Below are 25,178 nucleotides of genomic sequence, written 5' to 3' on the forward strand. Positions count from 1 at the left end.
CGTCACAACAATGCCGTCAAGAGATCGACCACACTATGCTGCCGGCCGGTGCTCGATATGTCGAACGGCCCGGCCCAGTGCAACCCATAAACTGCGTCCCCGTCCCGGTTGCGCGCCAGGACGGACGCGGCCTGCGCCGCCAGATAGCCACGGTAGGGATGATCGGCCAGGGCGGCGTCGAGCTGGCCGAGATTGCGCACGAATATGCCCTTGAACGATGTACCGTCGCTATCGCAGGCTTCCGCGGCTTCACACGGTTCCGTCAGTATGCCGCCGGGGGACAGGTTGGCGCTGGTAATGGCGGCCTTAGCGATGTCGCCGGCCGTCGTCAGCAAGTGCTCGTCCCGGGTGGCGATAGCCAGCTCGGTCAGGCCGCCCAAGATGACGCCCTGATTATAGGTGAAGGTCGTGCCGTCATTATTGGCGCAGCCTTGTTTTCCGATATGCAGGCCGTCATTGACCAGATGCTCGGCATTGATCATACCGCTGCTTTGCAGCCACTGCCATGCCCGATTGGCGCGCGCGAGATAAATTGTGTCGCCGGGAATATGGTTGTGCAGAGACGCCGTGAGCTTCAGGTAAAGTTCGTTGCTGATGGCGTTTTTATAGGTCTTGCCGATGTCCCACCACACCCCGCCGCCACATACCTCATCCCAATAGCTTCGATATAGGCGGCGTCGTCTTCGGCCAGGTCGAGATAGCTACGGTCGCGGGTCAGGTCGTACATATCGATCAAGGCCAGGGCCCACCAGGCCGTGTCGTCGGTGGAATCGCTCCTGAAGCCACCGAATTCGTAGGACAGGTTCTTCGCGAAACTGTCCTTCACCAGGGGCAGATAATCCCGGTTCCCGGTTTTTTGCATATAGCCGATCAATGCGGTCACCGCATTGGCGGACTGCCACCAATTGACGTCCGGCCACCGGCCGGTGCCGCTGTCATACGCGTTGGCCAATTGGCCGGCGGCGGCATCCGCGGCGGCGCGCATGGAAGGCTGTGCGCTGCAAACCGCAGGCGCCAAAAGCAAGGTCGCGCACAGGGCAAGTCCTGCCAGCCGCAGCGCCATCATGGCTGCGCAGCGACGGGCGTCAGGTCAAGACGCTTCACACGCACAGGCAAGATGTCGCCCTTGTGGAACGGTTCGACCGGCGTCAATTCCACGCTCATGGCATAGGGTTCGGCGGCGATGTCGCGATCGACCGGGACGACGGCCTTGCCGTTGGGTGGCAGGGTAACCGTCGTACGATGACCATCTATGACGATGTCGGCCTGAGCCGGTTGCGCCATGGGCCGGTAGTGGAGGGTCGCCTGATAGTGGCCGGCGCCGAGCGCGGCGTACCAGCGCAACTTGTACAACGTACTGGGGGCCTCGTAGCCGTAGCCATTATAGTTGAGGAAATGCGCGGCTTGCGCCGTGATCAGTTTCACCCGGCCGTCATGGCCCGGCGGCACGGCATCGGGGCGAACATGCAGCGCCTTGTCGAAGGTCACCGCGATCACCGGCATGAAACGGCCGCCACGCAGGTCGGCGGCGCCCGTCGTGTCGACCTGCCCGCTGGCGGCATCGACCGAGACCGGCAGGGCCTTTCCGTCACCGCCCAGGACGTGCGCCGATAGCAGCTGTGTATCGACCAGACCCGGCAGGCGCAGGACACCATCCGCCGGCATCTTGTCGACGAAGAGATAAAGCGTCTCGCCCTTGACCGTGGCATAACCGAAATCGAGTTGGTCGAAAGGTTGCGGAGCGCTGGCGTAGATCGCCTCGCCATTGACCTTCATCCAGTCGCCCATGCCCTTGAGCACATCGGCTTCGTAGGGGACGACCGAACCGTCGCCTTCAGGACCGATATTGAGGATGTAATTGCCGCCCTGGCTGACGACGCGAACCAGGCGGGCGATATGCTCCTGTATCTTGCCATTGAGGTCGTCGCGCACCTGCCATGAGCGGTAACCCCACGTTTCCGGAAACATGGAAGCGGGAGATTGCCACGGCTCCTCGACCGCGACGCCGGGTTCACCATTGTCGCCCATGACGGTGAAGTCGCCCTGATAGTTCCACACCCGGCCCGACACCATGGTCTGCGGTTGCAGGTCGTGGACGGTGCGGGCAAAGTGCGCGCTTTGCGCGGGTGTCGATTTGCCCATGTCGAACCAGATTTCGCTGATCGGGCCGTAATGGCTGAGCAATTCGTTCAATTGCGCGACATTAAAGGCCTCCTGCCCCGCCGTGATCGGATTGCTGTTGCCGGGGAGATAGGCATTGCCGCCCGGATGGTGCCAGTCGATGGTCGAATAATAGACGCCGAAGGCCAGGCCGTGGCGGGCGCAGGCATCGGCCATGGCCTTGACGATGTCCTTTTTATAGGGCGTGCCATCGACCGTATTGTAGGTCGTCTGCGCCGTCTGGAACAGATTGAAGCCGTCGTGGTGCTTGGCCGTTATGACGATGAACTTCATGCCGGCGGCTTGCGCCATCGCAGCTATGGCATCGGCGTCGAAGTTTGTCGGGTCGAACTGGTCGGCCAGGGCGGCATATTGGTCCGGCGGCAGCTTGCCATTGGCGAAAATCTGCTCGCTATAGCCCTTGTCGATGCGCTTGCCGTTCCACATGCCGCCGGCGATCGAATAGAGGCCGAAATGGATGAACAGGCCGAACTTGCGGTCCTTCCACATCTGCACCGTCGCGGCGTCCGGCCGCGGACCGTCCAGCGGCAGGGGTTGATCGAGAGGTGCCGCCGGCATGGCGGGCGCGGTCGTGGCGCAAAAACCGCCGAGCAAGACGGCCGCCAACGCACCGCCCATCATTTTAGCCGCCCAACCCGTCACGTCTGCATCTCCTTTTGCCGGACGAACACCATCTTTTTGAAGGCGAAGGCTTCGCCGGCATCGGTCTTGAACAACAGGTTAAGTCGCCGCTCGCCCTGCCCCGGCGGCAGATCGACGCTCAGCACGCCCTCGGCTCGGTCGGTCTTGCTGCCGATCAGGATTTCTCCGTCATAAACCTCGACGGCGCCAGTAATACTGGGGAAGTCGATCGTGCCGCCCTCCTTCTGGACCCTGGCAAAGGGCGTGTAGTGGGCGGACACCAGGGTGTAGCCGTCCTTATCCTGCGGGTCGTGCAGCCAACGCGGACCAAAATCGTCCCACAGCTTCATATCGACCTTCATGTTCTTCAGCGCGTCTTCACGCGTATCGGCTTCCGGGGCACAATACCAGTAGTCGAGATCCTGGGACGAGGTCGAAACCGTCTGCCGCGCCGGCACCGGCGCGCGCGCGACTTTCACCTTGGCCGTGGCGGATTTCAGACCCTCCGCCCGCGCCGTCAGCGTCAAGGTGCCCGTGGCACTCGCGCGGGTCTGCACGATGACCTGGGCCAAGCCGTTGAACAAGGCGCGCCTGTCGCCCTTTTCCGCCGCCAGGTCATTGGGATTGCCGTTGCCGAGTCCGATAATATCGCCGCCAGTGACCGTGAACGTCAGGCCGTTCTGCGCCACGGGCACATGCCGCCCGCGGGAATCTACCGCCTCGATCGTGAATGGCAGGGCGTCCATGCCGTTACCCAGAACCGTGTCGCGGTCCGCCGTGATCTTCAACGCGACCGGAGCCCCGGCCGTTTCCACGCGGGTTTTGGCGATCGCCTCACCGGCCCGGTAACCGATCGCTTCGATCCATCCCGGCGCGTAAGCCACCGTCCAGCTATTCATCTCGTACTTGTCGGCGGCCTGTTTACCCGCCGACTTGCCATTGACGATCAGTTCGAGCTCGTCGAGGTTCGAGCACACCATCACCTTGATGTCCTTGCCTTCCAGGCTTTCCGGCTAGGTCCAGTGCGGCATGATGCGCAAGACCGGTCTGTCCTTGATCCATTGCGCCTGACGGATGGAAAAGGCGTCCTTGTCGAAGCCACACAGGTCCATGATGCCGTACATCGATGAATTGGTCGGCCAGCCCCACGGCGACGGCTCGCCGTGATAGTCGAAGCCCGTCCAGACAAAGCCGCCGGCGATGAAATCGCGCTCGGCGATCATCTTCCATGAGGCGCGATGCGTCGCCCAGCCCTTGGGTGGGTCGTCATAGCCCGAAGTCAGGTGTGTGACCGGATCGGTGACATATTCGCCGCGGATGCTGTAATTGCTGGTGTCCTCCGATGAGGTCAGCGGCACGTCCGGATGGGCGGCGTGGTAAGGGTCGTACTGATCCTGCTGGTAGTTGAAACCGACGACATCGACGGCCTGCGAGACGTTGATGGCCGTGAACATGCCGCTGTTCATCGCCGCCGTGACCGGACGCGACGTGTCGAGCGCCTTGACCTCGTGGGCCATGCGCCGGACCATCTCATAGCCGGCCTCCGATCCCTGCATCGGCTCCTCGTTGAACACCGACCACAAAATGATGCTGGGGTGGTTGCGGTCGCGTCGCACCATCCAGCGCAATTGCTCCATATAGTCGGGCGCCGGGTTGAAATCGCGATTCTCGTCCATGACCAGCAGGCCGTAGCGATCGCACAGGTCGAGCATGATCTTCGACGGCGCATTGTGCGACGACCGTATGGCATTGGCACCCAGTTCCTTGAGGCGGCGGATGCGGAATTCCCAGATCGCGTCGGGAATCGCCGTGCCGACGCCGGCATGGTCCTGATGGATGCAGACACCCTGGATTTTCAACGGTTGCTCGTTGAGGAAAAAGCCCTTGGCGGCATCGAAGCGCGTCGTGCGGAATCCACAGGTCGTGACGACGGCGTCGCTATCGGCGCCATCTTCCACCAAGCGGGTTTCGACCGTGTAGAGATTGGGAGTGGCGACGCTCCACAGTTTCGGCGTGTCGTGATTCAGCGTCAATCGGGCGACGGCACGGTCGAGCGACGGCACGGTGAGCGCTGTTTGCTGCGTGGTGACGACGGCGCCGGCGGCGTCTTTCAGCGTGGTGACGACCGTGACGGTCCTGTCCGACTTGGCGATATTGTAGGCGGTGACCTCGACCGGCACCTGCCAATGGCCGTCGACCTGGATTGGATGGGCGAACACGCCGTCCGTCACGATATGCACGGGATTACGCTTGACGATGCGCACCGGGCGGTACAACCCGCCGCCTTCGTACCACCAGCCTTCCATGGCCTTGGCGTCGACACGAATGGCTATGGTGTTGAACTGCTCGCCATAGGTGGTGAAGGGCGTCAGATCGGCATAGATGCTGTTATAGCCGCTCCAGTTATGATCGATGATCGTGCCGTTGTACCAGATGGTGGCATGGGTGGCGACGCCCTCGATCTGCAGCTCGATGTGCCGGCCGTCGTCGCCGGGCTCGAATGTCAGCACATTGCGGTACCAGGCGATGCCGCGCTTGCGATAGCCCTGGGCGCGATTGGCGTCCTGTTCGATCGGCTGGAAGCTGACGAAGTCATGCGGCAGACGGACCGTCGGCCATTCCGAGTCGTCGAAGGTGGCCGCCGCAGCGCCCCATGCCTTGCCCGCCTTGGCATTGTCATAGGCATCGTCCTGGCTCACTATGTCCGGAAAGGGAATATCGCCTTCGAAAAAGCGCCAGCCGCTGTCGAGCAGCAGGTCCTCGCGGCCAAAGGCCGTCACTGCCGGCGCGGCCAGGGCGCCCTGGCCGGCAAATGTCCCGATAAGAGCCAGGGCGCTCGCCCCCTTGAACAGTTCGCGCCGGTTCATGTCGTTGTCCTTTAAAGGCGTGGGATGACGAGGCTCTGGTCGAACAGTTCCCGGTTCTCTCCCGTAGCCTCGACCGGCCAGCGTTGGGTCACCGTCTTGGTGCGCGTGTAGAATTTCACGCCGTCGACGCCGTACTGGTTAAGGTCGCCGAAGCCCGAGCGTTTCCAGCCGCCGAAGCTGTGATAGGCGACCGGCACCGGGATCGGCACATTGATGCCGACCATGCCGACCTCGACGTTGGCGGCGAACCGCCGCGCCGCCTCACCGTTGCGAGTGAAGATGGCGACGCCGTTGCCATAGGCATGTTCGGAAGGATAGCCGATCGCTTCGTCCAGGCTGTCGGCGCGCACCATTTGCAGGACGGGGCCGAAAATTTCCTCCTGATAGCTGCGCATGCCGGGTTTCACGCGGTCGAACAGGGTCGGCCCCATGAAGAAGCCATTCTCATAGCCCTGCAAGGTGAAGCCGCGGCCGTCGACGACCAGTTCCGCGCCTTCGTCGACGCCCATATCGATATAGCTGGATATACGCGCCTTGTGGGCGGCGGTGATAACCGGGCCGTAATGGGCGTCCGGGTCCGTGCTGATCCCGACCTTCAACCCCTCCATGGCGGAAACCAGGCGCGTCCGCAGAGCGTCGGCCGTCTTGTCGCCTACCGGCACGACAACCGGCAAGGCCATGCAGCGCTCGCCGGCCGAACCGAAGGCTGCGCCGACAATGTCATTGACCGTCTGATCGAGGTCGGCATCGGGCAGGACGATGCCGTGATTCTTGGCGCCGCCCATGGCCTGGACGCGCTTGCCGCGCGCCGCGGCCTGGGCATAGACGCTCTGGGCGATATCTGACGAACCGACGAAGCTGATCGCTTTGATGTCCGGATGGGCGATCAGCGCCTCGACCGCCGATTTATCCCCGTGCACGACATTGAGCACGCCTTCGGGTAGCCCCGCCTCGACGAACCATTGCGCCAGCAGAACCGGCACCGACGGCGCGCGTTCCGAGGGCTTCAGGATGAAGGCGTTCCCGCAGGCAATGGCCGGCCCCATCATCCACATCGGGATCATGGCCGGAAAGTTGAACGGCGTGATGCCGGCGACCACGCCCAGGGGCTGGCGCATCGAAAAGACATCGATGCCGGTGCCGGCGGCGCTGGAATAGTCGCCCTTCAGGAGATGCGGAATGCCGCAGGCAAATTCGATGACCTCGAGCCCGCGTTGGATGTCGCCGCGCGAATCCGAGACGACCTTGCCGTGTTCGCTGGACAACAGTTCCGCCAGTGTCGCCATGCGCTCTTCGATGATGCGCTTGAATTCGAACAGCACGCGCGCCCGGCGTTGCGGATTGGTCGCCGCCCAGCCGATCTGCGCGCGTTTTGCCCCTGCCACGGCCTTGTTCAGTTCTTCGTCCGAAGCCAGGGCGACGCGCGCCTGAACCTGACCGGTATTGGGGTTGAAGACGTCGCCGAAGCGGCCAGAGGTACCGGCGGCCTCGGCCCCGGCGATAAAGTGAGCAATGGTGCGCATAATCTACCCTTTTCGCAGCATCCATTCGTGCTGCGGATCGTTGCGGAACTGCCAGCGGCGCACAGGCCCGGCCATGACATTGAGATAATAGAGATCGTAGCCGTGGGCGGCGCCGACCGGATGATAACCGCGCGGCACCATGACCACGTCACCGTCCTCGACGCAGATGGCCTCATCCAAACTGCGGTCGTCGGTATAGACGCGCTGAAAGGCGAAGCCCTGCGGCGGGTTCAGGCGGTGATAATAGGTCTCTTCCAGCGCCGTTTCACCGGCGGCCGAGGTGTCGTGCTTGTGCGGCGGATAGCTCGACCAATGACCAGCCGGGGTCACGACCTCGACCACCAGCAAACTGTCTGCCGGCGCATTGTCGGGCAGGATATTGCGTACGAAACGCGTATTGCTGCCCTCGCCCCGTTTTTCCGTGCTCATGTCGGCGGCGTTGATTTGGCGTGCCGGCAAACCGCCCCCGCCCGGCGCCGTGCACAGCGCCAGTTCGACGGCGTCGATTGCCGTCACGGTGAAGGCCATGTCCGCCGGGACATAGACAGCCCCCGGCGCCACGTCCTCGAATACGCTTTGGCGGCCGCCGACCGTGGCGAAATCCGCGTCTCCCGCGATGACTCGAGCGCTGCCTGTCAGAACGACGACACAGGTTTCGCGTCCTGCGTTCAGCCCGTCATAGACCTGACCTGGCGCCAGTTTCACCAGGCTGAACCCGACATGGCTCCAGCCGGCGCTGGCCGGTGTTACCGCGACGACAACGCCCGCCGGGTCGGGCTGACCGGAACGGACGCGCAGGCGGCTCATGACGCTTCCGCCAGCAAGCCCGCTTCTTCAGCGGCATGGCGCAGGGTCTTGATACCGACCTCGCCATAACTGCGCGGATCGGCGACGGCCGGATCCTGTTCGGCCTCGACAATAATCCAGCCAGCGTAATTCATGCCCGCCAGGTCCTGCATCAGGCGGCGATAATCGATACTGCCGTCGCCGGGCACGGTGAACATGCCGGCCAAAACGCCATTGAGGAAACTGTCGTCCTTGCCCGCCGTCGCCTCGAAGACCGGGCGGCGGATATCCTTGCAATGGACGTGATTGACTCGCCCGGGATGGCTGGCGATGACGCTGAAGGGATCGACACCGCCCAGAACGGCATGGCCGGTATCGAGGGTCAGTCCCGCCGCTTCGCCGGTATGGGCCAGGTAGGCGTCGAGGTCCGCCGCATCCTCAACCACAGTGCCGAGATGGTGATGATAGGCGAATTTCAGCCCCTGCCCGGCAATATAGTCGGCCACCTCGGTCAGGCGCCCGCCAAAACGTTTCCAGCCCTCGCCGTCGAGATGCGGACGGGTGGCCAGGGGCGTCTTGATCTCGCCATGGATGGCGTTCGAGGTTTCGGCGATGATGAAGACCGAGCAGTCCATGGCCTTGAGAAGGTCGAGGTGGTCCTGCAAGGCGGCGATTTCAGCCTTGGCGTCGCGCGTCAACAGCGAGGCGCTGTACCAGCCGCCGACCAGGTCGAGATCGAAACGGCCCAGCAAGGGTTTCAGGACGGCCGGATCCTTGGGAAAGCGGCCGCCCAGCTCGATGCCGCTGAAACCGAGATCGCGCGCATCGGCGAAGACGGTCTCCAGCGCCGTATTGGCGCCCAGTTCCGGCATGTCGTCATTGATCCAGGCAATAGGACTGACACCATAGCGAATGGTCATGACGGTTTTCTCCCTTGAATAGTCTGCAATTTTTGCTGGTAGGCGGCGCGCGCGGCCCCGACTTCAGGCCGCGCCGATACCTCCGGCACGGCAACGTCCCACCAGGCGCCGCCCGTTCGCGTCGGGCGATCCGGATCGGTGTCGATAACGATGACGGAGGTCCTGTCGGCGGCGCGCGCCCGGCCCAGCGCCAGCTCGAACTCGGCGATCGATCCGACCTTTTCGCCTAGGGCGCCCAGGCTTCTGGCGTGGCCGGCGAAGTCGACGTCCGGGGCGCTGGCCTCCAGGCGATTGTTGAAAGAGGCGCCGCCCGTCGCCTGTTGCAGACGGTTGATGCAGCCGAAACCGCGGTTGTCCATGACAGCGATAATCAGCTTCACGCCCAGCATGACCGAAGTGGCGATCTCCGAATTCATCATCAGATAGCTGCCGTCGCCCAGCACGACGCAGACCTCGCGCCCCGGCTCGGCCATCTTGACGCCCAATCCGCCGGCGATTTCGTAGCCCATGCAGGAATAGCCGTATTCGAGGTGATAGCCGCCGGACGTGCGCGTCCGCCACAGCTTGTGCAGTTCGCCCGGCAGCCCGCCGGCGGCCGCCACGATGACAGCATCCTCGCTCAGGCCGCACCACAGGCCGCCCAGGACCTGGGCTTCGGTCACCGGGCCCTCGGCCACCGCAAAGGCCTGATCGACCGCCCGGTCCCAGACGGTAGCAGCTTCATCGAGGCGGCTCATCCAGTCCGTAAAGGACCCGTCGACCTGGAGGGCCGGCACGACCTTGGCGATGTCGCCGACCACGGCGCGGGCGCCGAACTTGCCGGCGTCATGACCATTGGCATTGACTTGAAACAGCCGCGCGCCCGCATTGAACAGGCCCGCCGATCCGGTCGTGAAATCCTGCAGGCGCGTGCCGAGGCCGATGATCAGATCGGCCTGACCGGCGGCGAGATTGGCAGGCTCGGTGCCCGTCACGCCGATGCCGCCGAGATTTTGCGGATGATCCCAGGCTATCGCGCCCTTGCCGGCCTGGGTTTCGGCGAACGGAATGCCGTGGGCCGCCGCGAAATCGGCGACGACCTGTTCGGCCCCGGCATATTTGACACCGCCACCGACTATCATCAGCGGCGCCTTGGCTGCGTTCAGGGCGTCGTTCAGGTCCGCCAGCTCGGCCGGATCGGCCGGGGCCGACCGCACGCGCCAGACACGGCGCTCGAAAAAGCTTTCCGGGTAATCATAGGCTTCGGCCTGAACGTCCTGGCACAGGGCCAGGGTCACCGGCCCGCACAGGGCCGGATCGAGCAGGGTCGCCATGGCGCGCGGCAGGGCGTTGAGAATTTGCTCGGGCCGGGTGATACGGTCGAAATAGCGCGACACCGGGCGGAAACAGTCATTGGCCGAAACCGTACCGTCCTGGCTGTCCTCGATCTGCTGCAACACCGGGTCCGGGCGGCGTCCGGCATAGACGTCGCCGGGCAGGAACAGGACGGGCAAGCGGTTGACGTGGGCCAGAGCGGCTGCGGTCACCATATTGGTCGCTCCCGGCCCGATCGATGTCGTACAGGCAAAGGCCCGCTGGCGGCGCATTTGTTTGGCATAGGCGATCGCCGCATGGGCCATGGCCTGCTCGTTATGGGCGCGATAGGTCGGCAAGGTGTCGCGCGCGCCGTACAGGGCTTCCCCCAGGCCGGCGACATTGCCGTGCCCGAAGATCGCCCACACGCCGGCAAAATAAGGGACTTCCACGCCGTCACACAGGATGAACTGCTGCGCCAAGTAACGCGTCAAGGCTTGCGCCATGGTCAGGCGAAGGCTCACGCGGCGCGCTCCACCTTGCGCCGCGCCGCGCGCCAGGCTTCGACAAAGACCGAGAAGTTGCGCGCCAGGGCGGCTATGGCTTCTTCGTCGCCGATGCGATCCGAGAACCATTCGATGGCGACATCGTGGAAAATGGTGCGGCCCACGGCAAATCCTTTCACACAGGGGAAACCGGCCGCCACCGCAAACGCCTGCAGCAATTCCGCCGGCGGGGCCTGGAGGCCCAGCAGCAGGACGCCGCGGCTGTGCGGATCGCGAGCATCGATCACGGCCTGAACATTGGCCCAGACCTGCGGATCGCGGACCGGCTCCAGCTTCCACCAGTCAGGCATGATCCCGATGTCGTACAACCGGGTCATGGCGCGGCTCAGGGTCGTGGCATCGGCCTCGAGTTCAGGCGGCAGGATGACTTCCAACAGCAGCTCGTGCCCGCTTTTGCGGCAGGCGTCGAACAAAACCATGATCTGGCGCTCCTGTACAGCGCGGACCTCGGCCTCGTCCTCCGGGTGATAGACCATCAGGCATTTGACGACGTGGTTACGCGGCCATTGCAGGACGTCCATCCCGACATCGGCGGAGGATTCAAAGGCCAGGGGCCGCGACTTGGGCTCTTCGATCGGCCGCCCGATCCAGTAATTGTGGCTGGCGGCCTCGGCCAGGGCTTCGGAGCCATAGCGGCCATCGAGCAGCACGCCGAAGCGCGGATCGTCGTTCGCCACCGAGTGAACGGCCTTGATGGCCAGGCGCTTGAAGGCGGATATACGTTCCGCCTCGGCCCCGACCTCAGCGGCAATGTCCTCGAACTGATTGCGGTGATCCATGGCCAGGACGACCAATTCGTCATAGTTCACCCGCCGGGTCGTCGCCCAATGCAGATGATCCAGCCGGCTCCGCGCGTCGGCGGACAAGGGATGGACCTCGGCAGCGAGATACTGGCGTAACTCTTCCTCGGTCGGCATGGCCGGCGCGCAGCCGTGGCGCATCACGACGATGGCGCCGCAGGCATTGGCCCAGCGCCCGCACGTCCGCAAATCCCAGCCGCTCAGCCAGGCCTTGAGAAAACCGGCACAGAAGGCGTCGCCCGCACCCAGGACGTTGAAGACCTCGATGGCAAAGCCCGGGACGTGCAAACCGGCGGACTTGACGTCGGAAACAGGCGCATCGGGGATGGCGCCGCTGAACAGGACACAGCCATCCGAACCGAGCTTGCATACCAGCAAGGCGGCGCTAACCGCGCGAATGGCTTTCAGCGCCGTCAAGGTGTCGTCCGAACCGCCCAGAATGCGGATTTCCTCTTCCGTGCCGATGATCAGGTCGCACAGGGGCGCGACCTGTAACAGGCTTTGCGTCACCTCGGGCGCCGGGACATAGCGGTTTTCGCCCTGGTCGCGGGCCGTCAGCCCCCACAGGACCGGGCGATAATCGATATCGAAGACGATTCTGCCGCCGGCCGCCTTGACGATCGCCGCTGCCGCCAGCGAGGTGGCGCGCACACCGTCCTGCGACAGATGCGTGCCGTTGATCAGAAGGGCGCGGCTGGTTTTCAGCCACTCGGCGTCGAGATCGTCGGGCGTCAACGCCATGTCGGCGCAGTTTTCGCGGTAAAACAACAGCGGAAAGGTCTCGTGGTCGACAATACCCAGAATCACCAGGGCGGTCAGACGTTGCGCGTCGTCGATAATGCCTTGGGTATCGACGCCCTCGGCAGCCAGTTCCTCGCGCAGGAAGCGGCCCATATGATCGGCCCCGACACGGGTGATCAAGCCGGTCTTTAGCCCCAGCCGCGTGGCCCCCACAGCCGTATTGGTGGGCGAACCGCCGACATATTTGGCGAAGCTGCTCATATCCTCCAGCCGCCCGCCGATCTGCTGGCCGTAGAGATCGACGCTTGAGCGCCCGAGCGTGACCAGATCCAGACCCGTCCTTTGCTCAACCATGCAAAACTTCTCATTACAGCGTTTGCAGGACACCATGCCTTGCAGTCGTGAAATTATAATTCTATTTTCTAAATTTTTGCAATTATCATTTCACAATTATTTACGCATGGGGCGATTTCCACGACTTGCGCGGTGGAAATTCCCCTATTCCTTGAAGACCGGCAGGGCGTCCTTGGCGGCGGCGGCAAAGGCGTAACCGATCACCAGGCTTTGGACGAGGCAGAAGGACGCGGCGAGAGAGCGGAAAGACCGCACCTCGGCTTCACGCAGTTGAAAGACCTGCGCCGCCGGCTTGGCGACCGGGCTGACCTTCGAATCGGTGATGGCGATGATCGTGGCGCCGCAATCGGCCGCGGTCTGAACCACCTTGGCTGTCTCCTCGGCATAGGGTTGATAACTGATCGCGATCAGCGCATCCGACGCGCTCAAGGCGTGCGCCTGTTGCTGGGCGAAGCCGCCCACACCGTCGATAAATATGGTGCGCTTGCCCATCTGCTGGAAGGAATAGGCGAGATAGGCGGCCACGGCGAAGGTCCGCCGCATTCCGGCGATATATAACGTGTCGGCTTTCAGTATGTAGTCGGCGGCCTGCGCTATATCGTCCGCCGAAATCGAACCGCTCAAATGCTGCAGGGCCAGGATATCGGCTTCGATATGTTCGTTCAGGACGTCCTGACCCTGCTGGTCCGGCGACTGGCTGAGCGTCTGGTTGAACTGGCGTACCCGTTCGCCATAGGCCAGGGTGATGTGATTGGACAACAGACCACCGCGCACGACCTTCTGCAACTGGCTGGCCCCCGAATAGCCGAGGATCTTGGCGAAGCGGACAATGGCTGACGGCTGGACGCCGGCGCGTTCGGACAGGACCGCCAGGGTTTCGAACGCCAGTTCGTCGGGATGATCGAGGACGTAGCGCCCCACCTGCTTCATGCGTTTGCTGAGCGAGTCGTGAATCTCGAGGATACGGGCGCGAAGCTCCTCCTCGGATTGGGGCCCATCGGCTATGACATTCATCATTCCATCCTGTCGTGGGTGCGCCCCAGCCATCGCTTGATGTGGCGGGTGGACGCGAGACCTATTGTGCGCGTGACAAAAATTCTACGTTGACTTATTTTGGAATTTTTGTTCCATATGCTTCTGTCCATTCTAACCGTATTTGTGCTACGTCCTGCGAAGGGCACAAGCCGATACGTCAAGACCACTATCGCCGCCTTTCGCCGATATGCAACCGTTACTAAAAATGGCGGCCGTCCTTGCTGAACACGAGATTAAAGACACATGTTTGAATTGGCGGCTATCGAAGCAGGCGGAAGCGGGCGTATCCACGCTGGTAATATCTGCAACCATCCCCTGACGCGAGTCAAGACCGTCCGCGGTCAAGTCGTCCGGCTGGGAGCCTAGATCATGGCCAACGCCCCCGCCCCTTCCGCCACTGTCAAACCCGACCGGGTTGTCGGGATCTGGGGCGGGCTATCGGCCAATGTCCTCAACATGGTCGGTATCGGCCCCTTCATTACCATACCTCTGGCGCTCGCCGCCATGGGCGGCCCCCAGGCCCTGGTCGGCTGGATTATCGGCGCCGTCATATCCCTGTGCGACGGCTTCGTCTGGGCCGAACTGGGCGCCGCCATGCCGCATTCGGGCGGCTCCTACCAATATCTCCGCCGCCTGTTCGGCGAACACAAGCTGGGCAATATGTTCGGCTTTCTCTTCCTGTGGCAGGCCCTGCTCAACGGCCCCCTGTCGATCGCCGGCGGCGCCGTCGGTTTCGCCAACTATGTCAGTTATCTGTTCCCCGCGCTCGACAGCCATATGTTGACGGCCGTGGCGGCCTTGATGTGCCTCGGCAATACGATCCTGCTTTATCGCAACATCCGCTCGATCCAGATCATTTCGCTGATCACCACCACCATCGTCATCGCGTCGCTGTTATGGATCATATCCGCCGGCGCCTTGCATTTCGATGCCGGAAAGGCGTTCGACTTCCCACCCCACGCCTTCACGATGAGTACGGGTTTCCTGATGGGGCTGGGCTCGACGACCTTGATCGCCGTTTACGACTACGGCGGCTATAACAATGTCTGTCTGCTGGGCGGCGAGGTCAAGGAACCGCAAAAGGTCATTCCGCGCGCCATTCTGGGCTCGGTCATCCTGATCGCCCTGCTCTATTGCGGGCTTAATCTGTCGATCATCGGCGTCGTGCCGTGGCGTGAAGCCATGCAGTCCAAGGCCGTCGTCGCCGACTTCATGGAGCACCTCTACGGCCGCACCGGCGGGATGATCGTCGCGGTGCTGATCCTGATCGCCGGCTGGGGCTCGACCTATGCCGTCCTTCTCGGCTATTCGCGCATTCCCTATGCCGCGGCGGCGGACGGTCAGTTTTTCAAACTGTTCGCCAAATTGCACCCTGCGGGCCATTTCCCGACCGTGTCGCTGATCTTCATGGGCGTCGTGTCGGCGATCTGCTGCTTCCTGTCGCTTAACGACCTGATCGCCGTGCTGATCGTGATCCAAACCCTGTTCCAGTACAGCTTCCAGTGCCTGGGCGTCATTTTCCTGCGCAAGCGGCTGAAAGAACAGCCCGGCGGCATGCCGTACAAGATGCCATTGTTCCCGATACCGGCGCTGATTTCGCTGGCCGGGTGGATCTATATCGTCACCACCTCGAAGCCGATCTATATCGCCTTGGGTTTCGCCCTGTTCGGCGTGGGCGCCCTGTTCTATCTCGGCCTGGCCTACCGCCGCAAGGAATGGCCGTTTGCGACCGCCTCCGCGCCTGTCCCCGGAGATCCGTCTTGAGTACCAAAGGGAAAATCTTCGACGTCGCCGTGGTCGGCGAAATCTATGTCGACCACGTTTTCAGCGGCTTTAAAGCCTTCCCCGGTCCGGGTGAAGAGGTGATCACCGACGCCTATGCCCGCGAAGTCGGCGGCGGCGCCGCCACCACGGCCTGCGGCCTGGCGCGGTTGGGGCGCAAGGTCAATCTGCTCGGCCTGATCGGCCGCAGCGACGCCCCTTTTATCGGCCAGCGCCTGAAAGGCTTCGGCGTCGCCATGGCCGGGCTGAAGGCGCGCGACGGTGTCACCGGTGTGTCGCTGAGCGTATCGACTCTCGAGGATCGCAGCTTTTTCACCCATATCGGCGTCAACGCCGATCTCGGCGACTATCTCTCGACCCCCGAAGCCCTCGACGACATGCTGTCGGCGCGTCACGTCCATTTCTCCATGCCGCTCGCCGCCCGCCTGGCGCGGGCGATTCTCCCGAAACTGGCCAAGGCCGGGCGCACGACCTCGCTCGACGTCGGCTATCAACCGCGCTGGCTGTCCGACCGCGCCAATGTCGCCACCCTGCGCCAGATCGACCATTTCCTGCCCAACGAAAAAGAGGGCGAGCTGTTCTGTCAGGTCGCCGATCACGAGGCCTTTTTCGCCCGCGCCCGGGCTGTCGGACTGAAAGCCCCGATGCTGAAACTGGGCGCCCAGGGCGCCATGGCCGAGGACGGTAGCCGCCGCTACAGCGCCCGGCCGCCGAAGGTGCAAGCTCTCGATACCACCGGCGCCGGCGACGCCTTCAATGTCGGCTTTATCGACGCCGTGCTCGACCACACCGATCCGCTCGAACGGCTGCAACGCGCCTGCGTCAGCGGCGCCCTCTCCACCCGTGTCGCCGGCGCCCTGGCGGGCCTGCCCGACCGCAAAGAATTCAGGAGCATCTATGCCCAAACCTACCAACGCTAAATTATGCCTCATCGGCGGCGGCGGCGTGCGTACGCCCCTCGTGATCTTCGGCGTCAACGATATCGCCCATGAGATCGGCGCGACGGATTTCTGGCTCTACGACCCCGACACAGCCCGCGTGCGGATCATGGCTGAGTTGGGCCGCGCCATTGTGGCGCGCGAAGGCGGCTCCCTGCGTATTCACGTCGCCAAATCCCTCGAAGAAGCCATCGAAGGCTCGGCCTTCGTCATGAACTCGATCCGTGTCGGCGGCATAGCCTCGCGCGCCGCCGATGAACTGGCCACCATCAAGAACGGCTATCCCGGTCAGGAAACCACGGGACCGGCCGGCGCCGCCATGGCGTTGCGCACCGTGCCGATCGTGCTGGAACAGGCGCGAGTCGTTGAAACCTATGCACCGGACGCCTGGATCGTCAGCTTCACCAATCCGGCAGGCCTGATTACCCAGGCGATTTCCACCCACACCAAGGCCAAGGTCGTCGGCATCTGCGACACGCCGACCGAGTTGATCCACCATATCACCAAGGCGCTGGGCGCGGCCCCCAGAGATGTCCATTGCGACTATGTCGGGCTCAACCACCTCGGCTGGATCACCAGGATCATGCTGAAAGGCGTCGACATCACACAAAAGGTCCTGGCCGACGACAAGCTGCTTAGCCAGCTCTTTCCGGCGCCTCTCTTCGACGGCGACATGATCCGCCAACTGGGCATGATCCCGACCGAATACCTGTTCTTCTACTATAACCGGCGCCGGGCACTCGAGAATCAGAGGGCGCACGGCGCCAGCCGTGGCGCGGAAGTCGAAAAGCTCAATATCGAGCTCATCAAGACCCTGGATAGCGAACTGCGCGCCGGTTCCAACCGCGACGCAATCGCCACCTATGCCGCCTATCTCAACCGCCGTTCCGGCTCCTATATGCGCCTTGAAGCCAAGGGCGGCTCGGCCTTCGACAGCGACGCCAGCTTCCACGACGATCCTTTCCGTGTCGCCAGCGGCTATCACAAGATCGCCATGGATGTCATCGGCGCCCTCTGTTCGGACGAGCCCAAGCGCATCATCGTCAACACACGCAACCAGGGCACGCTCAGCGACCTCGACGACAACGACATCATCGAGACTCCGTCCCTGATCGGCAACGGGACGATCCAACCCGAAGAGATCGGGCGCCTGCCTGACGAAACAAGAGGCCTGGTGCACGCCATCAAGGCCTATGAGCGCGCGGCCATCGCGGCGGCGATTCAGGCCGATTCCGACTTCCTGTCCAATCCCCTGGCTCGCCTGATCGCCCGCAAGGCCTTCCTGCTGCACCCGGCTATCACCGATTGGGAAGCGTCCGATCCACTTTTGCGCGATTTACTCGACCCGACCTGTATTCATTGTTAGCGCTAGCATCACAGGAAAGTAATTAAATATATAAAACAAGCACATCGCCAATTTTCAAAGACAATACACCTACAAATAAAATCATATGTATGATCAATTACTCGTAACGTCTTAGGCGATATTGACAGTCATTTCGCAATGCCCGGGCCGTTACTGCCTGTCATTTGAAATGGATTTTTTATTTTATTGACAAATTGAAATATCTATTACATATTTTCATCACTGCTTGACTATTTTACCGCCAAAATTGGGGAGGCAATCCGATTTTGGCAACAAAAACAGACATGCAGGCCTGAAGTTCGTCGATTCGCGTCTTCGAAACTTGTCAAAACGAAGCCCGGCGCAACCCTGCTGTTATCGGCGCCGTGAAAAAGGGTCTTTTGGTGGTGACGCCGGGCCTCGTTGTACAGGTGACGGAACCGAAGGGGAAACCTGAAAACAATAAAAAACAGTTAGTTACAACCTTATGTGTCACGGACCGCGCACGCGGTCCGAAGATGGCAGACGCTCGTGCTTCGTCCTGTTTCCAGGCTGGGTGCACGGCGCTGTTCGCTATAATTCGCATCGTCTGGGTTGCGCTTAAGCCATCGTCAGCCGGTGCTCAAAAATGAAAACAAATGCTAGCACATCGAGGATCGTTTATGCGCAAAACACACATCTTAAGGCTTCTGGGCGCGACCGCCCTGACGACGACACTGTCTGCCGCCTTCATGGCCGGCTCCGCTTCGGCCGGTGATATCAGCGGCGTCGTCACCGATACCGGCACCAAAAAACCGGTTGCCGCGGCCACCGTGACCATACCCGGCACGCAATATACGGCAACCACCGGCGAGGACGGCAGCTATGTCCTGAAAGACGTCCCCGCCGGGCAATACAGCGTCGAAGCTGCGGCCTCCGGTTATCAGATCGGCACAGCGACGCAAAACGTCCCCGCCACCGGCTCGATTTCGCTCGATTTCGCCGCCTACCATACCGACACGACTGAAGTCGTCATCGTCGGCAACCGTTTCAGTGCCAAGACCATGCAGATGAAATCGGACAATTCGATTTCGGTTCTATCGGCGGCCGATCTCGATCACACCGCCGTCCACAATGCTGCTGAAATCCTGGGCCTGATGCCCAGCGTCAACGTCATGATGACCGGCAACTCCTTTATCGGCGGCATCGATGGCGCCTCGCGCGGCGAAGGCCAGTATGTTTCGATCCGCAGCATGAACTCGGAATATAATGTCAACCTGATCAATGGCGTCGAAGTCGCCCAGGCGTCGCCCTATTCGCGCGGCGTACAACTGAACCTCATTCCGCCGTCGGGCCTGCAAACCATCATCCTCAACAAGACGTCTATGGCCAATATGGACGGCGACGCCATCGGCGGCACGATCGACTTCCGCACGCCGACGGCCTTCGATTTCCACGGCAAGCAAAGCGCTTCGATCTCGGTCAGCGGCAATTTCGAGAGCCAGGCGCACGACCTGAAGGCCGACAGCACCGGCTATGCCGCCAGCGTCGACTTTTCGCGCAAGTTCGGCGCCGAGGAGAATTTCGGTGTCTATGCCAGCTACTATTACTCGCTGCGCCACTACGCCAACTCCGAACTCGGCGGTGTCATGGAAGCCTCGGGCGGCGACCGCGCCTACGCCTTCGCCTATGTCGATGCCGACGGCAATGTCCCGGCGGGCATGGACCCGGCCAAAGACCTGATCCTGGCCGGCTTCAATGTCGGCGTCTCCAGCGGCCATACCGAACTGGCCGGCGGCACCCTGGCCTTCGATTGGCGGCCCGATGTCGACACCGCCGTCTACGCCCATATGACCTATGCTCACGACTTCACGACCCAGAACTCCAGCCTCAACCAGATCGTCGGCGAAGGTACTGTCCATAACTTGGGAACCAGCCCGTTTAAAACAGACGCCGACGGCAATTTCATTCTGGATGGCGACGGCAACAAGATCGTCAGCGACAATGTCTACAAGACGGACGCCAACGGCGATTACATTTACGATGATGATGGCAACAAGATATTCCAGGGGAAGTATCTTCAAGTCGGGTCGGGCGCCAACGCCATGTACCAGACCACGATCCCGTTCGTATCCAACCGCCTGTGGTATGAAACCAATCCCGAGCACGCCAGTCTGAGCACGCTTGAGATCGGCATGAAGAAGCAGGTCGGCAACTGGCATTTTGAACCCAATGTCTTCTACTCCTACGGCCGTAACGACCGGCCCAACCACCTGGAACTGTGGACGACCTCAATTCCCAGCGGGTCGTCAAGCAGCGGCGCCGGCCCCTATGGCGGCGCGACGCTCGTGACCTACGGCGAGGATAATTTCCCGATCGCCCACCTGCCGGCCGACATGGAACATACCGCCCTCAACCCCGGAACTATGCCGGCGCCCTGCTGCTACGAGTTGACGGCCGGTTTCAGCGACCAGACCAAGACGGGTGCAAAGTTCGACGCCGGTTACGATTTCGCCAACGGCATGCTGGAATCGATCTCGTTCGGCGCCAAATATGTCGCCAGCGAGCGAGAAGTGACCAACCGCGACTATACGGTCTTCGACCCGAACCACGCCGCTACACTCCAGGATGACACCGGCATTTTTGATGGCTACTATCCCGGCTTCCCCGGCCGCTACGACTATCCGGTGCCGGTCATCAACCATCCTGAGCTCTACAGCCGCTTCCGCAGCCTGACGTCGAGCGGCCTCGACGCCTTCGGCGACATCTGCGCCGATCCGAGCCAGCCCGGCGGCATCGAGAGAAACGCCAACTGCAACACCCTGACGGGCTCCGAAGACGTCACCGCCGCCTATGTCATGGGCAAGTTCGTCACCGGCGATATCGAAATCTTCCCCGGCCTCCGTTACGAATCGACCAAGATCGACAATACCTACTGGGTCCGCGAACCAGCCATGACGGACGATCACTGGGACTCGAACAGCGCCAGCTTCTCGAAGGTCCTGCCCAGTATCTTCCTGAACTACCGCCCCGGCAGCGGCAGTGTCTATAAGGCCTCGATCTGGACCAGCTATACCCGCCCTCCCCTCTTCCAACTGGGCGGAAGCTCCAATGTCAGCGTCGATGCCTCGACCGGCACGACGACCATCACCTTGGGGAATCCCAATCTGAAGGCCATCGACGCCGTCAATTTCGACGCCAGCGGTTCATGGCGCACCTCGGAAGGCGGTTACCTGAGCATCGGCCTCTTCGCCAAGAAGCTCAGCAACTACATCTATGACAGCGGCACGGGCTATGTGAACAACGACGCCTCGGGCAGCGGCGCCACGCTCATCAAGCAGCCGCRCAACGGCGGCGACGCCAGCGTTCAGGGTATCGAGTTCGACGGCCAGCAGAAGTTTTCGAGCATGCCGGCGCCATTCGACGGCCTGTCGATCGGCGGTAACCTGACCCTGCAAAGCTCAAAGGCCGATATTGGCACCAGCTGGGGTCACGACGAGCGCATCCAGAACGCGCCGGACGTCACGGGGAATTTTGGCGTCTATTACGCCAAGAACAACCTCTCCCTCGACGTGCTCTACCACTATTCCGGCGCCTATGTGTCGACCTACGACATCCTGGGCAAGGGCGGCAGCTGGGATGATCTGTGGGTCGACCCCGTTCAGCACATCGACGTCCATGCCGGCTACAACTTCGGCAAGTTCAAGGTGGACCTCTCGATCGCCAACCTGACCAAGGCCTACACCTACTATTCGCACGTCGGCGAAAAGACCAAGGCCGTTTCCGACATCATCCAGTCGGGCCGCACCATGCTGGTCACGCTGAAGTACAATTACTAGCTTTTGTTGTCCCTCCCGGTGTGATGCGCGGAGACGTTCTCCCTCCTCTGCGATAGCCGGAACTTCAGCCCTTAATCCGTGTCCCTAGCGGATTAAGGGCTTTTTTTGTACACAAGCCCTGCTCCCTTTGTCGTCCTTCTGAAGGAACCCAGACCCATGTTGTCACGCCGTCAGCTTCTCAGTACCGCCGCCGCGACGGGTCTGGCCCTGGGTTCGCCTCTCAAGGCCGCCGCAGCCGCCACCGGCACGACTATAGGCGCCACGGCCTTCGTCGATCCGATGATCGGGACCGGCGGCCATGGCCACGTCTATCCCGGCGCCAGCCTGCCGTTCGGCATGGTGCAACTGAGTCCCGACACCGACAACTCGCGCTGGGACGCCTGCTCGGGCTATTATATCGAAGACGAGACCCTGCTCGGCTTTTCGCATACCCATTTGTCCGGCACGGGGGCGTCGGACATGCTCGACCTCCTGGTCGTGCCCGCTGTCGGCGAGGTGAAACTCAAGCCCGGCACCCTGAAAAATCCCGAGGGCAGTTACCGCACGCCGATGAGCCACGACGCTGAAATCGCGGTGCCCGGCTATTACAGCCTGACCCTGCCGGCCAGCGGCATCCGGGCCGAACTGAGCGCGACCCTGCGCGCCGGCATCCATCGCTACATCTTTCCAGCGGGCCAGGACGCCCACATCCTGCTCGATTGGCAACACGGCGCCCAGGAAGACGCCTATAACCGCACGGTGGCCTTCCTCGCCCATATCGAACAGCGCGGCGCCGATACGATTGTCGGCACACGCTGCGTCAATCAGTGGGCCGGCGGCCGCATCATCCATTTCGCGCTCAAGGTATCGCAGCCCTTCGCGTCGCTTCAGCTTTACAGCAATGACGAAGCCGTAGCCGGCGCCCGCGTCGACGGCGACATCCTGAAGGCCGTCCTGCACTACGGCCAGACGCTGACGGCGCCGCTGATGATCAAGGTCGCCGTGTCCGCCGTGGACATCGACGGCGCGCTCAACAATCTCAATAGCGACATCCCGGCCTGGGACTTCGAAGGGATTCGCGCCGCCGCCAAGGCCGCCTGGGATTCGGAACTGGCCCGCATCCGCGTCGAGACGCCGTCGGACAGCGATCGCAAGATCTTCTATACCGCCCTCTATCACGCCCACATGGCCCCCACCCTGTTCAACGACGCCGACGGGCGCTATCAGGGCATGGACAGCGCCATCCACCAGGTGGCGCCGGGACGCAGCAACTACTCGACCTACAGTCTGTGGGACACCTATCGCACCCTGCATCCGCTGATGACCATCATCGCCCCGCAACGGGCGGCGGAATTTGCCCAAAACCTGATCGAACAGGGTGAGGAAAGCCCCTACGGTCCCGTCGTCTGGCCGTTGCAGGGGCGCGAGACCCACTGCATGATCGGCTGGCATTCGGACTCGGTCATCGCCGAGGCCCTGGCCAAGGGCCTGCCCGGCATCGATGTGCAACGCGCCTGGGCGCTCTATAAGAAACTGGCCTTCGAGACCTCGACCACGGGGCTCGACACCTACCGCCGCATCGGTTACATCCCCGCCGACCAGGAAGACCAATCGGTCAGCAAGACGCTCGAATATTGCCACGACGACTGGTCGATGGCGCGCATCGCCGAGGCCGCGGGCGATTCCGCTTCAGCCCTGCAATTGCGCGCCCGGTCGCAGAATTACAAAAACGTTTTCGACAAGGTGTCGCAGTTCGCCCGCCCGCGTCTGCTGGACGGCACCTGGGCCGAACCCTTCGACCCGCGCGGCATGGGCCACGATTCCAAGGTGTGGTGGGACTATACCGAAAGCAACAGTTGGCAGGCCACCTTCCTCAATCAGCACGACATCTATTCCTATATCGACCTGTTCGGCGGCGACGCCGGTTACGAAGCCAAGCTCGACGCCCTGTTCAATGCCGATACCGCCCTGCCCTCCGATGCGCCGCCCGACATGACCGGCCTGATCGGCCAATATATCCACGGCAACGAGCCCAGCCACCATATCGCCTATCTCTATGCCTATGCGGGCGCGCACCATAAGACCCAGGCGCGTGTCCGCATGCTGCTTAAAACGCAGTACCGCGCCCTGCCCGACGGCCTCGCCGGCAATGAGGACTGCGGCCAGATGAGCGCCTGGTACATAATGAGCGCATTGGGCTTCTATCCGGTCGATCCGGTCAGCTGCGTCTATGTCTTCGGTTCGCCCCTGTTTCCGCAGGTCGAAATCCCCCTGGCGGCGGGCAAGACCCTGCGCATCTCGGCGCCGAAGACCAGCGACGCCAATATCTATATTCAGGGCGTCAAATGGAACGGCAAGCGCCACACCCGGTCATGGATCAGCCATGCCGAACTTATGGCCGGCGGCGTGCTCGAATTCGACATGGGCCCGGCGCCCAACCTGCTCTTCGGCGCCGACAAGGCCGATCGGCCGCCCTCGTTTACGACGACCTGACCACAGAGCGGCGTGTGATTCGGAGTAGATCGGCGGCATTTTCGCACGCCGACCACACTCCGATTGTTTTATGTCATTGATTTATTTTGATTTAGTATAAATATACCGCTCAATTCGGAGCGTGTCATATTGCCGTGGCCCGGCGGCCGACAATGGCGGCCCCGGCCATTCCGCCATCTTCACGCCGGTACGCCGGGACGACAAGCGGCGAATCGGAGTGCTGCAGAACGCGCAGACGCACGGCGCGATCGATCGCGGCGATCAGGGGCGTGGCCGAAGCCAGGCCACCGCCTACCGGCACAATGGTAGCGCCGGTGACATTGACCACCAAGGCCAGCGGACCGGAGATCAGGTTCAGGTAGCCGGTCACGGTTCGACTGGCTGCCGGATCGCCGGCCTGCCAGCCGTTGACGATTTCAAGGCTGGTGGCGGCGCGGCGATGCAACAGGCCGTGCAGGCGTTCAATGCCACGCGCCCCGCCGATGGTATCGACGCAGCCCGATTGACCGCAGGCGCAGCCAAGGACCGGAATAGTCACCGGTCCGTCGCCGTAGTCCACGGCACCGGGTATGACCGGGCCATGGCCCCACTCGCCGCTGCCCTTGACCAGACGCCCGCCGGCAGCGAGGCCGCCACCGACGCCTGTCCCCAATATGGCGCAGAAAACGACTTCGTGGCCGCGCCCGGCACCCTCATTGGCCTCGGCCAGGGTCAGGCAATCGGCATCGTTGGCGACCACCACGCGACGGCCGAGATCGGCGCTGAATTTGGCCGCCGGATCGATGCCGGACAGACAGGGGATATTGGCCGCGGTCGCCACACCGTTGTTGTCGATCGCGGCCGCCAGCGACAGGGCGGCGGGGGATGACGGATGGCCGAGGTGGCCGTATCGGTCTATCAGGCCGCCGACCGCTGCCACCATGTCGGGCCATGAGGCCTTCGGCGTGGGTATCTTGTCGAGCTTGACCAGATCGCCCGGCGCCCTGGACAGGCCGAACTTGATGAAGGTTCCGCCGATATCGAAGCAGAAGACGGGAAATTCGGACTCAAATACGGCGGCAGCCACGAATGCCCTCCTCGGGCGCTGATTCACAGGACGGGTCGGTTATGCAATCTTCCCGACGGAGGCGATAGCG

Annotated in this window: 17 protein-coding genes; 5 read left to right on the forward strand and 12 right to left on the reverse strand. The window is 62.4% G+C overall.

Translation table 11 applies throughout. The annotated features are described in order from the left end of the window. Positions 1 to 2: 2 nt before the first annotated feature. From AC1DX3_RS22980 to AC1DX3_RS23030, 11 genes are all read right to left on the reverse strand, one after another. Positions 3 to 632, reverse strand: a complete 630-nt coding sequence (locus tag AC1DX3_RS22980; RefSeq protein WP_476991688.1) for a glycoside hydrolase family 76 protein — start codon at positions 630 to 632, stop codon at positions 3 to 5. After that, positions 575 to 985: a glycoside hydrolase family 76 protein gene (locus tag AC1DX3_RS22985; RefSeq protein WP_476991689.1), complete on the reverse strand. Its 411-nt coding sequence runs from the start codon at positions 983 to 985 to the stop codon at positions 575 to 577. The genes AC1DX3_RS22980 and AC1DX3_RS22985 overlap by 58 nt, the downstream gene beginning before the upstream one ends. 77 nt (positions 986 to 1,062) lie before the next feature. Next, positions 1,063 to 2,823: an alpha-L-fucosidase gene (locus AC1DX3_RS22990; RefSeq protein WP_476991690.1), complete on the reverse strand. Its 1,761-nt coding sequence runs from the start codon at positions 2,821 to 2,823 to the stop codon at positions 1,063 to 1,065. Next, positions 2,820 to 3,806 carry a DUF4982 domain-containing protein gene (locus AC1DX3_RS22995; RefSeq protein WP_476991710.1) on the reverse strand — a complete coding sequence of 329 codons (987 nt, stop codon included), beginning with the start codon at positions 3,804 to 3,806 and terminating at the stop codon, positions 2,820 to 2,822. Before AC1DX3_RS22995 ends, AC1DX3_RS22990 begins: the two co-directional genes overlap by 4 nt. A gap of 9 nt (positions 3,807 to 3,815) precedes the next feature. Then, positions 3,816 to 5,669, reverse strand: coding sequence for a glycoside hydrolase family 2 TIM barrel-domain containing protein (locus tag AC1DX3_RS23000; protein ID WP_476991691.1), 1,854 nt, complete (start codon positions 5,667 to 5,669; stop codon positions 3,816 to 3,818). An 11-nt stretch (positions 5,670 to 5,680) separates the two neighbouring features. Then, positions 5,681 to 7,195 carry a CoA-acylating methylmalonate-semialdehyde dehydrogenase gene (locus AC1DX3_RS23005; RefSeq protein ID WP_476991711.1) on the reverse strand — a complete coding sequence of 505 codons (1,515 nt, stop codon included), beginning with the start codon at positions 7,193 to 7,195 and terminating at the stop codon, positions 5,681 to 5,683. Continuing rightward, positions 7,196 to 7,999 (reverse strand): 5-deoxy-glucuronate isomerase, encoded by an 804-nt coding sequence (gene iolB / locus AC1DX3_RS23010; protein WP_476991692.1) that lies wholly within the window; start codon positions 7,997 to 7,999, stop codon positions 7,196 to 7,198. Beyond that, positions 7,996 to 8,898: a myo-inosose-2 dehydratase gene (iolE, locus tag AC1DX3_RS23015; RefSeq protein WP_476991693.1), complete on the reverse strand. Its 903-nt coding sequence runs from the start codon at positions 8,896 to 8,898 to the stop codon at positions 7,996 to 7,998. Before iolE ends, iolB begins: the two co-directional genes overlap by 4 nt. Next, positions 8,895 to 10,697 (reverse strand): 3D-(3,5/4)-trihydroxycyclohexane-1,2-dione acylhydrolase (decyclizing), encoded by a 1,803-nt coding sequence (iolD, locus tag AC1DX3_RS23020; RefSeq protein ID WP_476991712.1) that lies wholly within the window; start codon positions 10,695 to 10,697, stop codon positions 8,895 to 8,897. The genes iolE and iolD overlap by 4 nt, the downstream gene beginning before the upstream one ends. A 14-nt stretch (positions 10,698 to 10,711) precedes the next feature. Next, positions 10,712 to 12,652: a bifunctional 5-dehydro-2-deoxygluconokinase/5-dehydro-2-deoxyphosphogluconate aldolase gene (locus tag AC1DX3_RS23025; protein ID WP_476991694.1), complete on the reverse strand. Its 1,941-nt coding sequence runs from the start codon at positions 12,650 to 12,652 to the stop codon at positions 10,712 to 10,714. A 144-nt stretch (positions 12,653 to 12,796) separates the two neighbouring features. Continuing rightward, complete coding sequence (locus AC1DX3_RS23030; RefSeq protein ID WP_476991695.1) at positions 12,797 to 13,666, reverse strand: MurR/RpiR family transcriptional regulator; 870 nt, start codon at positions 13,664 to 13,666, stop codon at positions 12,797 to 12,799. Between the two features lie 390 nt (positions 13,667 to 14,056). Here AC1DX3_RS23030 and AC1DX3_RS23035 point away from each other — a divergent pair, with 390 nt between their 5' ends. The 5 genes from AC1DX3_RS23035 (at position 14,057) to AC1DX3_RS23055 (ending at position 24,042) form a co-directional block, all read left to right on the forward strand. Then, positions 14,057 to 15,451, forward strand: a complete 1,395-nt coding sequence (locus AC1DX3_RS23035; protein ID WP_476991696.1) for an APC family permease — start codon at positions 14,057 to 14,059, stop codon at positions 15,449 to 15,451. Continuing rightward, positions 15,448 to 16,389: a carbohydrate kinase family protein gene (locus AC1DX3_RS23040; RefSeq protein ID WP_476991697.1), complete on the forward strand. Its 942-nt coding sequence runs from the start codon at positions 15,448 to 15,450 to the stop codon at positions 16,387 to 16,389. Before AC1DX3_RS23035 ends, AC1DX3_RS23040 begins: the two co-directional genes overlap by 4 nt. Beyond that, entirely contained in the window at positions 16,367 to 17,773 is a 1,407-nt protein-coding gene (locus AC1DX3_RS23045; RefSeq protein WP_476991698.1) for a family 4 glycosyl hydrolase, read from the forward strand. Before AC1DX3_RS23040 ends, AC1DX3_RS23045 begins: the two co-directional genes overlap by 23 nt. Positions 17,774 to 18,414: 641 nt before the next feature. Beyond that, positions 18,415 to 21,570 (forward strand): TonB-dependent receptor, encoded by a 3,156-nt coding sequence (locus AC1DX3_RS23050; RefSeq protein WP_476991699.1) that lies wholly within the window; start codon positions 18,415 to 18,417, stop codon positions 21,568 to 21,570. A 156-nt stretch (positions 21,571 to 21,726) separates the two neighbouring features. Beyond that, entirely contained in the window at positions 21,727 to 24,042 is a 2,316-nt protein-coding gene (locus AC1DX3_RS23055; RefSeq protein ID WP_476991700.1) for a GH92 family glycosyl hydrolase, read from the forward strand. Positions 24,043 to 24,166: 124 nt separating this feature from the next. Here AC1DX3_RS23055 and AC1DX3_RS23060 read toward each other — a convergent pair whose 3' ends face one another. Further along, entirely contained in the window at positions 24,167 to 25,108 is a 942-nt protein-coding gene (locus tag AC1DX3_RS23060; RefSeq protein WP_476991701.1) for an ROK family protein, read from the reverse strand. Positions 25,109 to 25,178: the final 70 nt, after the last annotated feature.

The sequence above is a fragment of the Asticcacaulis sp. P2_B1 genome (assembly GCF_056404915.1).

Bases quoted from the DNA above. Each gene is read 5' to 3' on its own strand.
- AC1DX3_RS22985 (WP_476991689.1), bottom strand. From the start codon at position 985: ATGCGCGCCGCCGCGGATGCCGCCGCCGGCCAATTGGCCAACGCGTAT.
- AC1DX3_RS23000 (WP_476991691.1), bottom strand. From the start codon at position 5,669: ATGAACCGGCGCGAACTGTTCAAGGGGGCGAGCGCCCTGGCTCTTATC.
- iolB (WP_476991692.1), bottom strand. From the start codon at position 7,999: ATGAGCCGCCTGCGCGTCCGTTCCGGTCAGCCCGACCCGGCGGGCGTT.
- iolE (WP_476991693.1), bottom strand. From the start codon at position 8,898: ATGACCATTCGCTATGGTGTCAGTCCTATTGCCTGGATCAATGACGAC.
- iolD (WP_476991712.1), bottom strand. From the start codon at position 10,697: ATGGCGCAAGCCTTGACGCGTTACTTGGCGCAGCAGTTCATCCTGTGT.
- AC1DX3_RS23025 (WP_476991694.1), bottom strand. From the start codon at position 12,652: ATGGTTGAGCAAAGGACGGGTCTGGATCTGGTCACGCTCGGGCGCTCA.
- AC1DX3_RS23030 (WP_476991695.1), bottom strand. From the start codon at position 13,666: ATGAATGTCATAGCCGATGGGCCCCAATCCGAGGAGGAGCTTCGCGCC.
- AC1DX3_RS23035 (WP_476991696.1), top strand. From the start codon at position 14,057: ATGGCCAACGCCCCCGCCCCTTCCGCCACTGTCAAACCCGACCGGGTT.
- AC1DX3_RS23045 (WP_476991698.1), top strand. From the start codon at position 16,367: ATGCCCAAACCTACCAACGCTAAATTATGCCTCATCGGCGGCGGCGGC.
- AC1DX3_RS23055 (WP_476991700.1), top strand. From the start codon at position 21,727: ATGTTGTCACGCCGTCAGCTTCTCAGTACCGCCGCCGCGACGGGTCTG.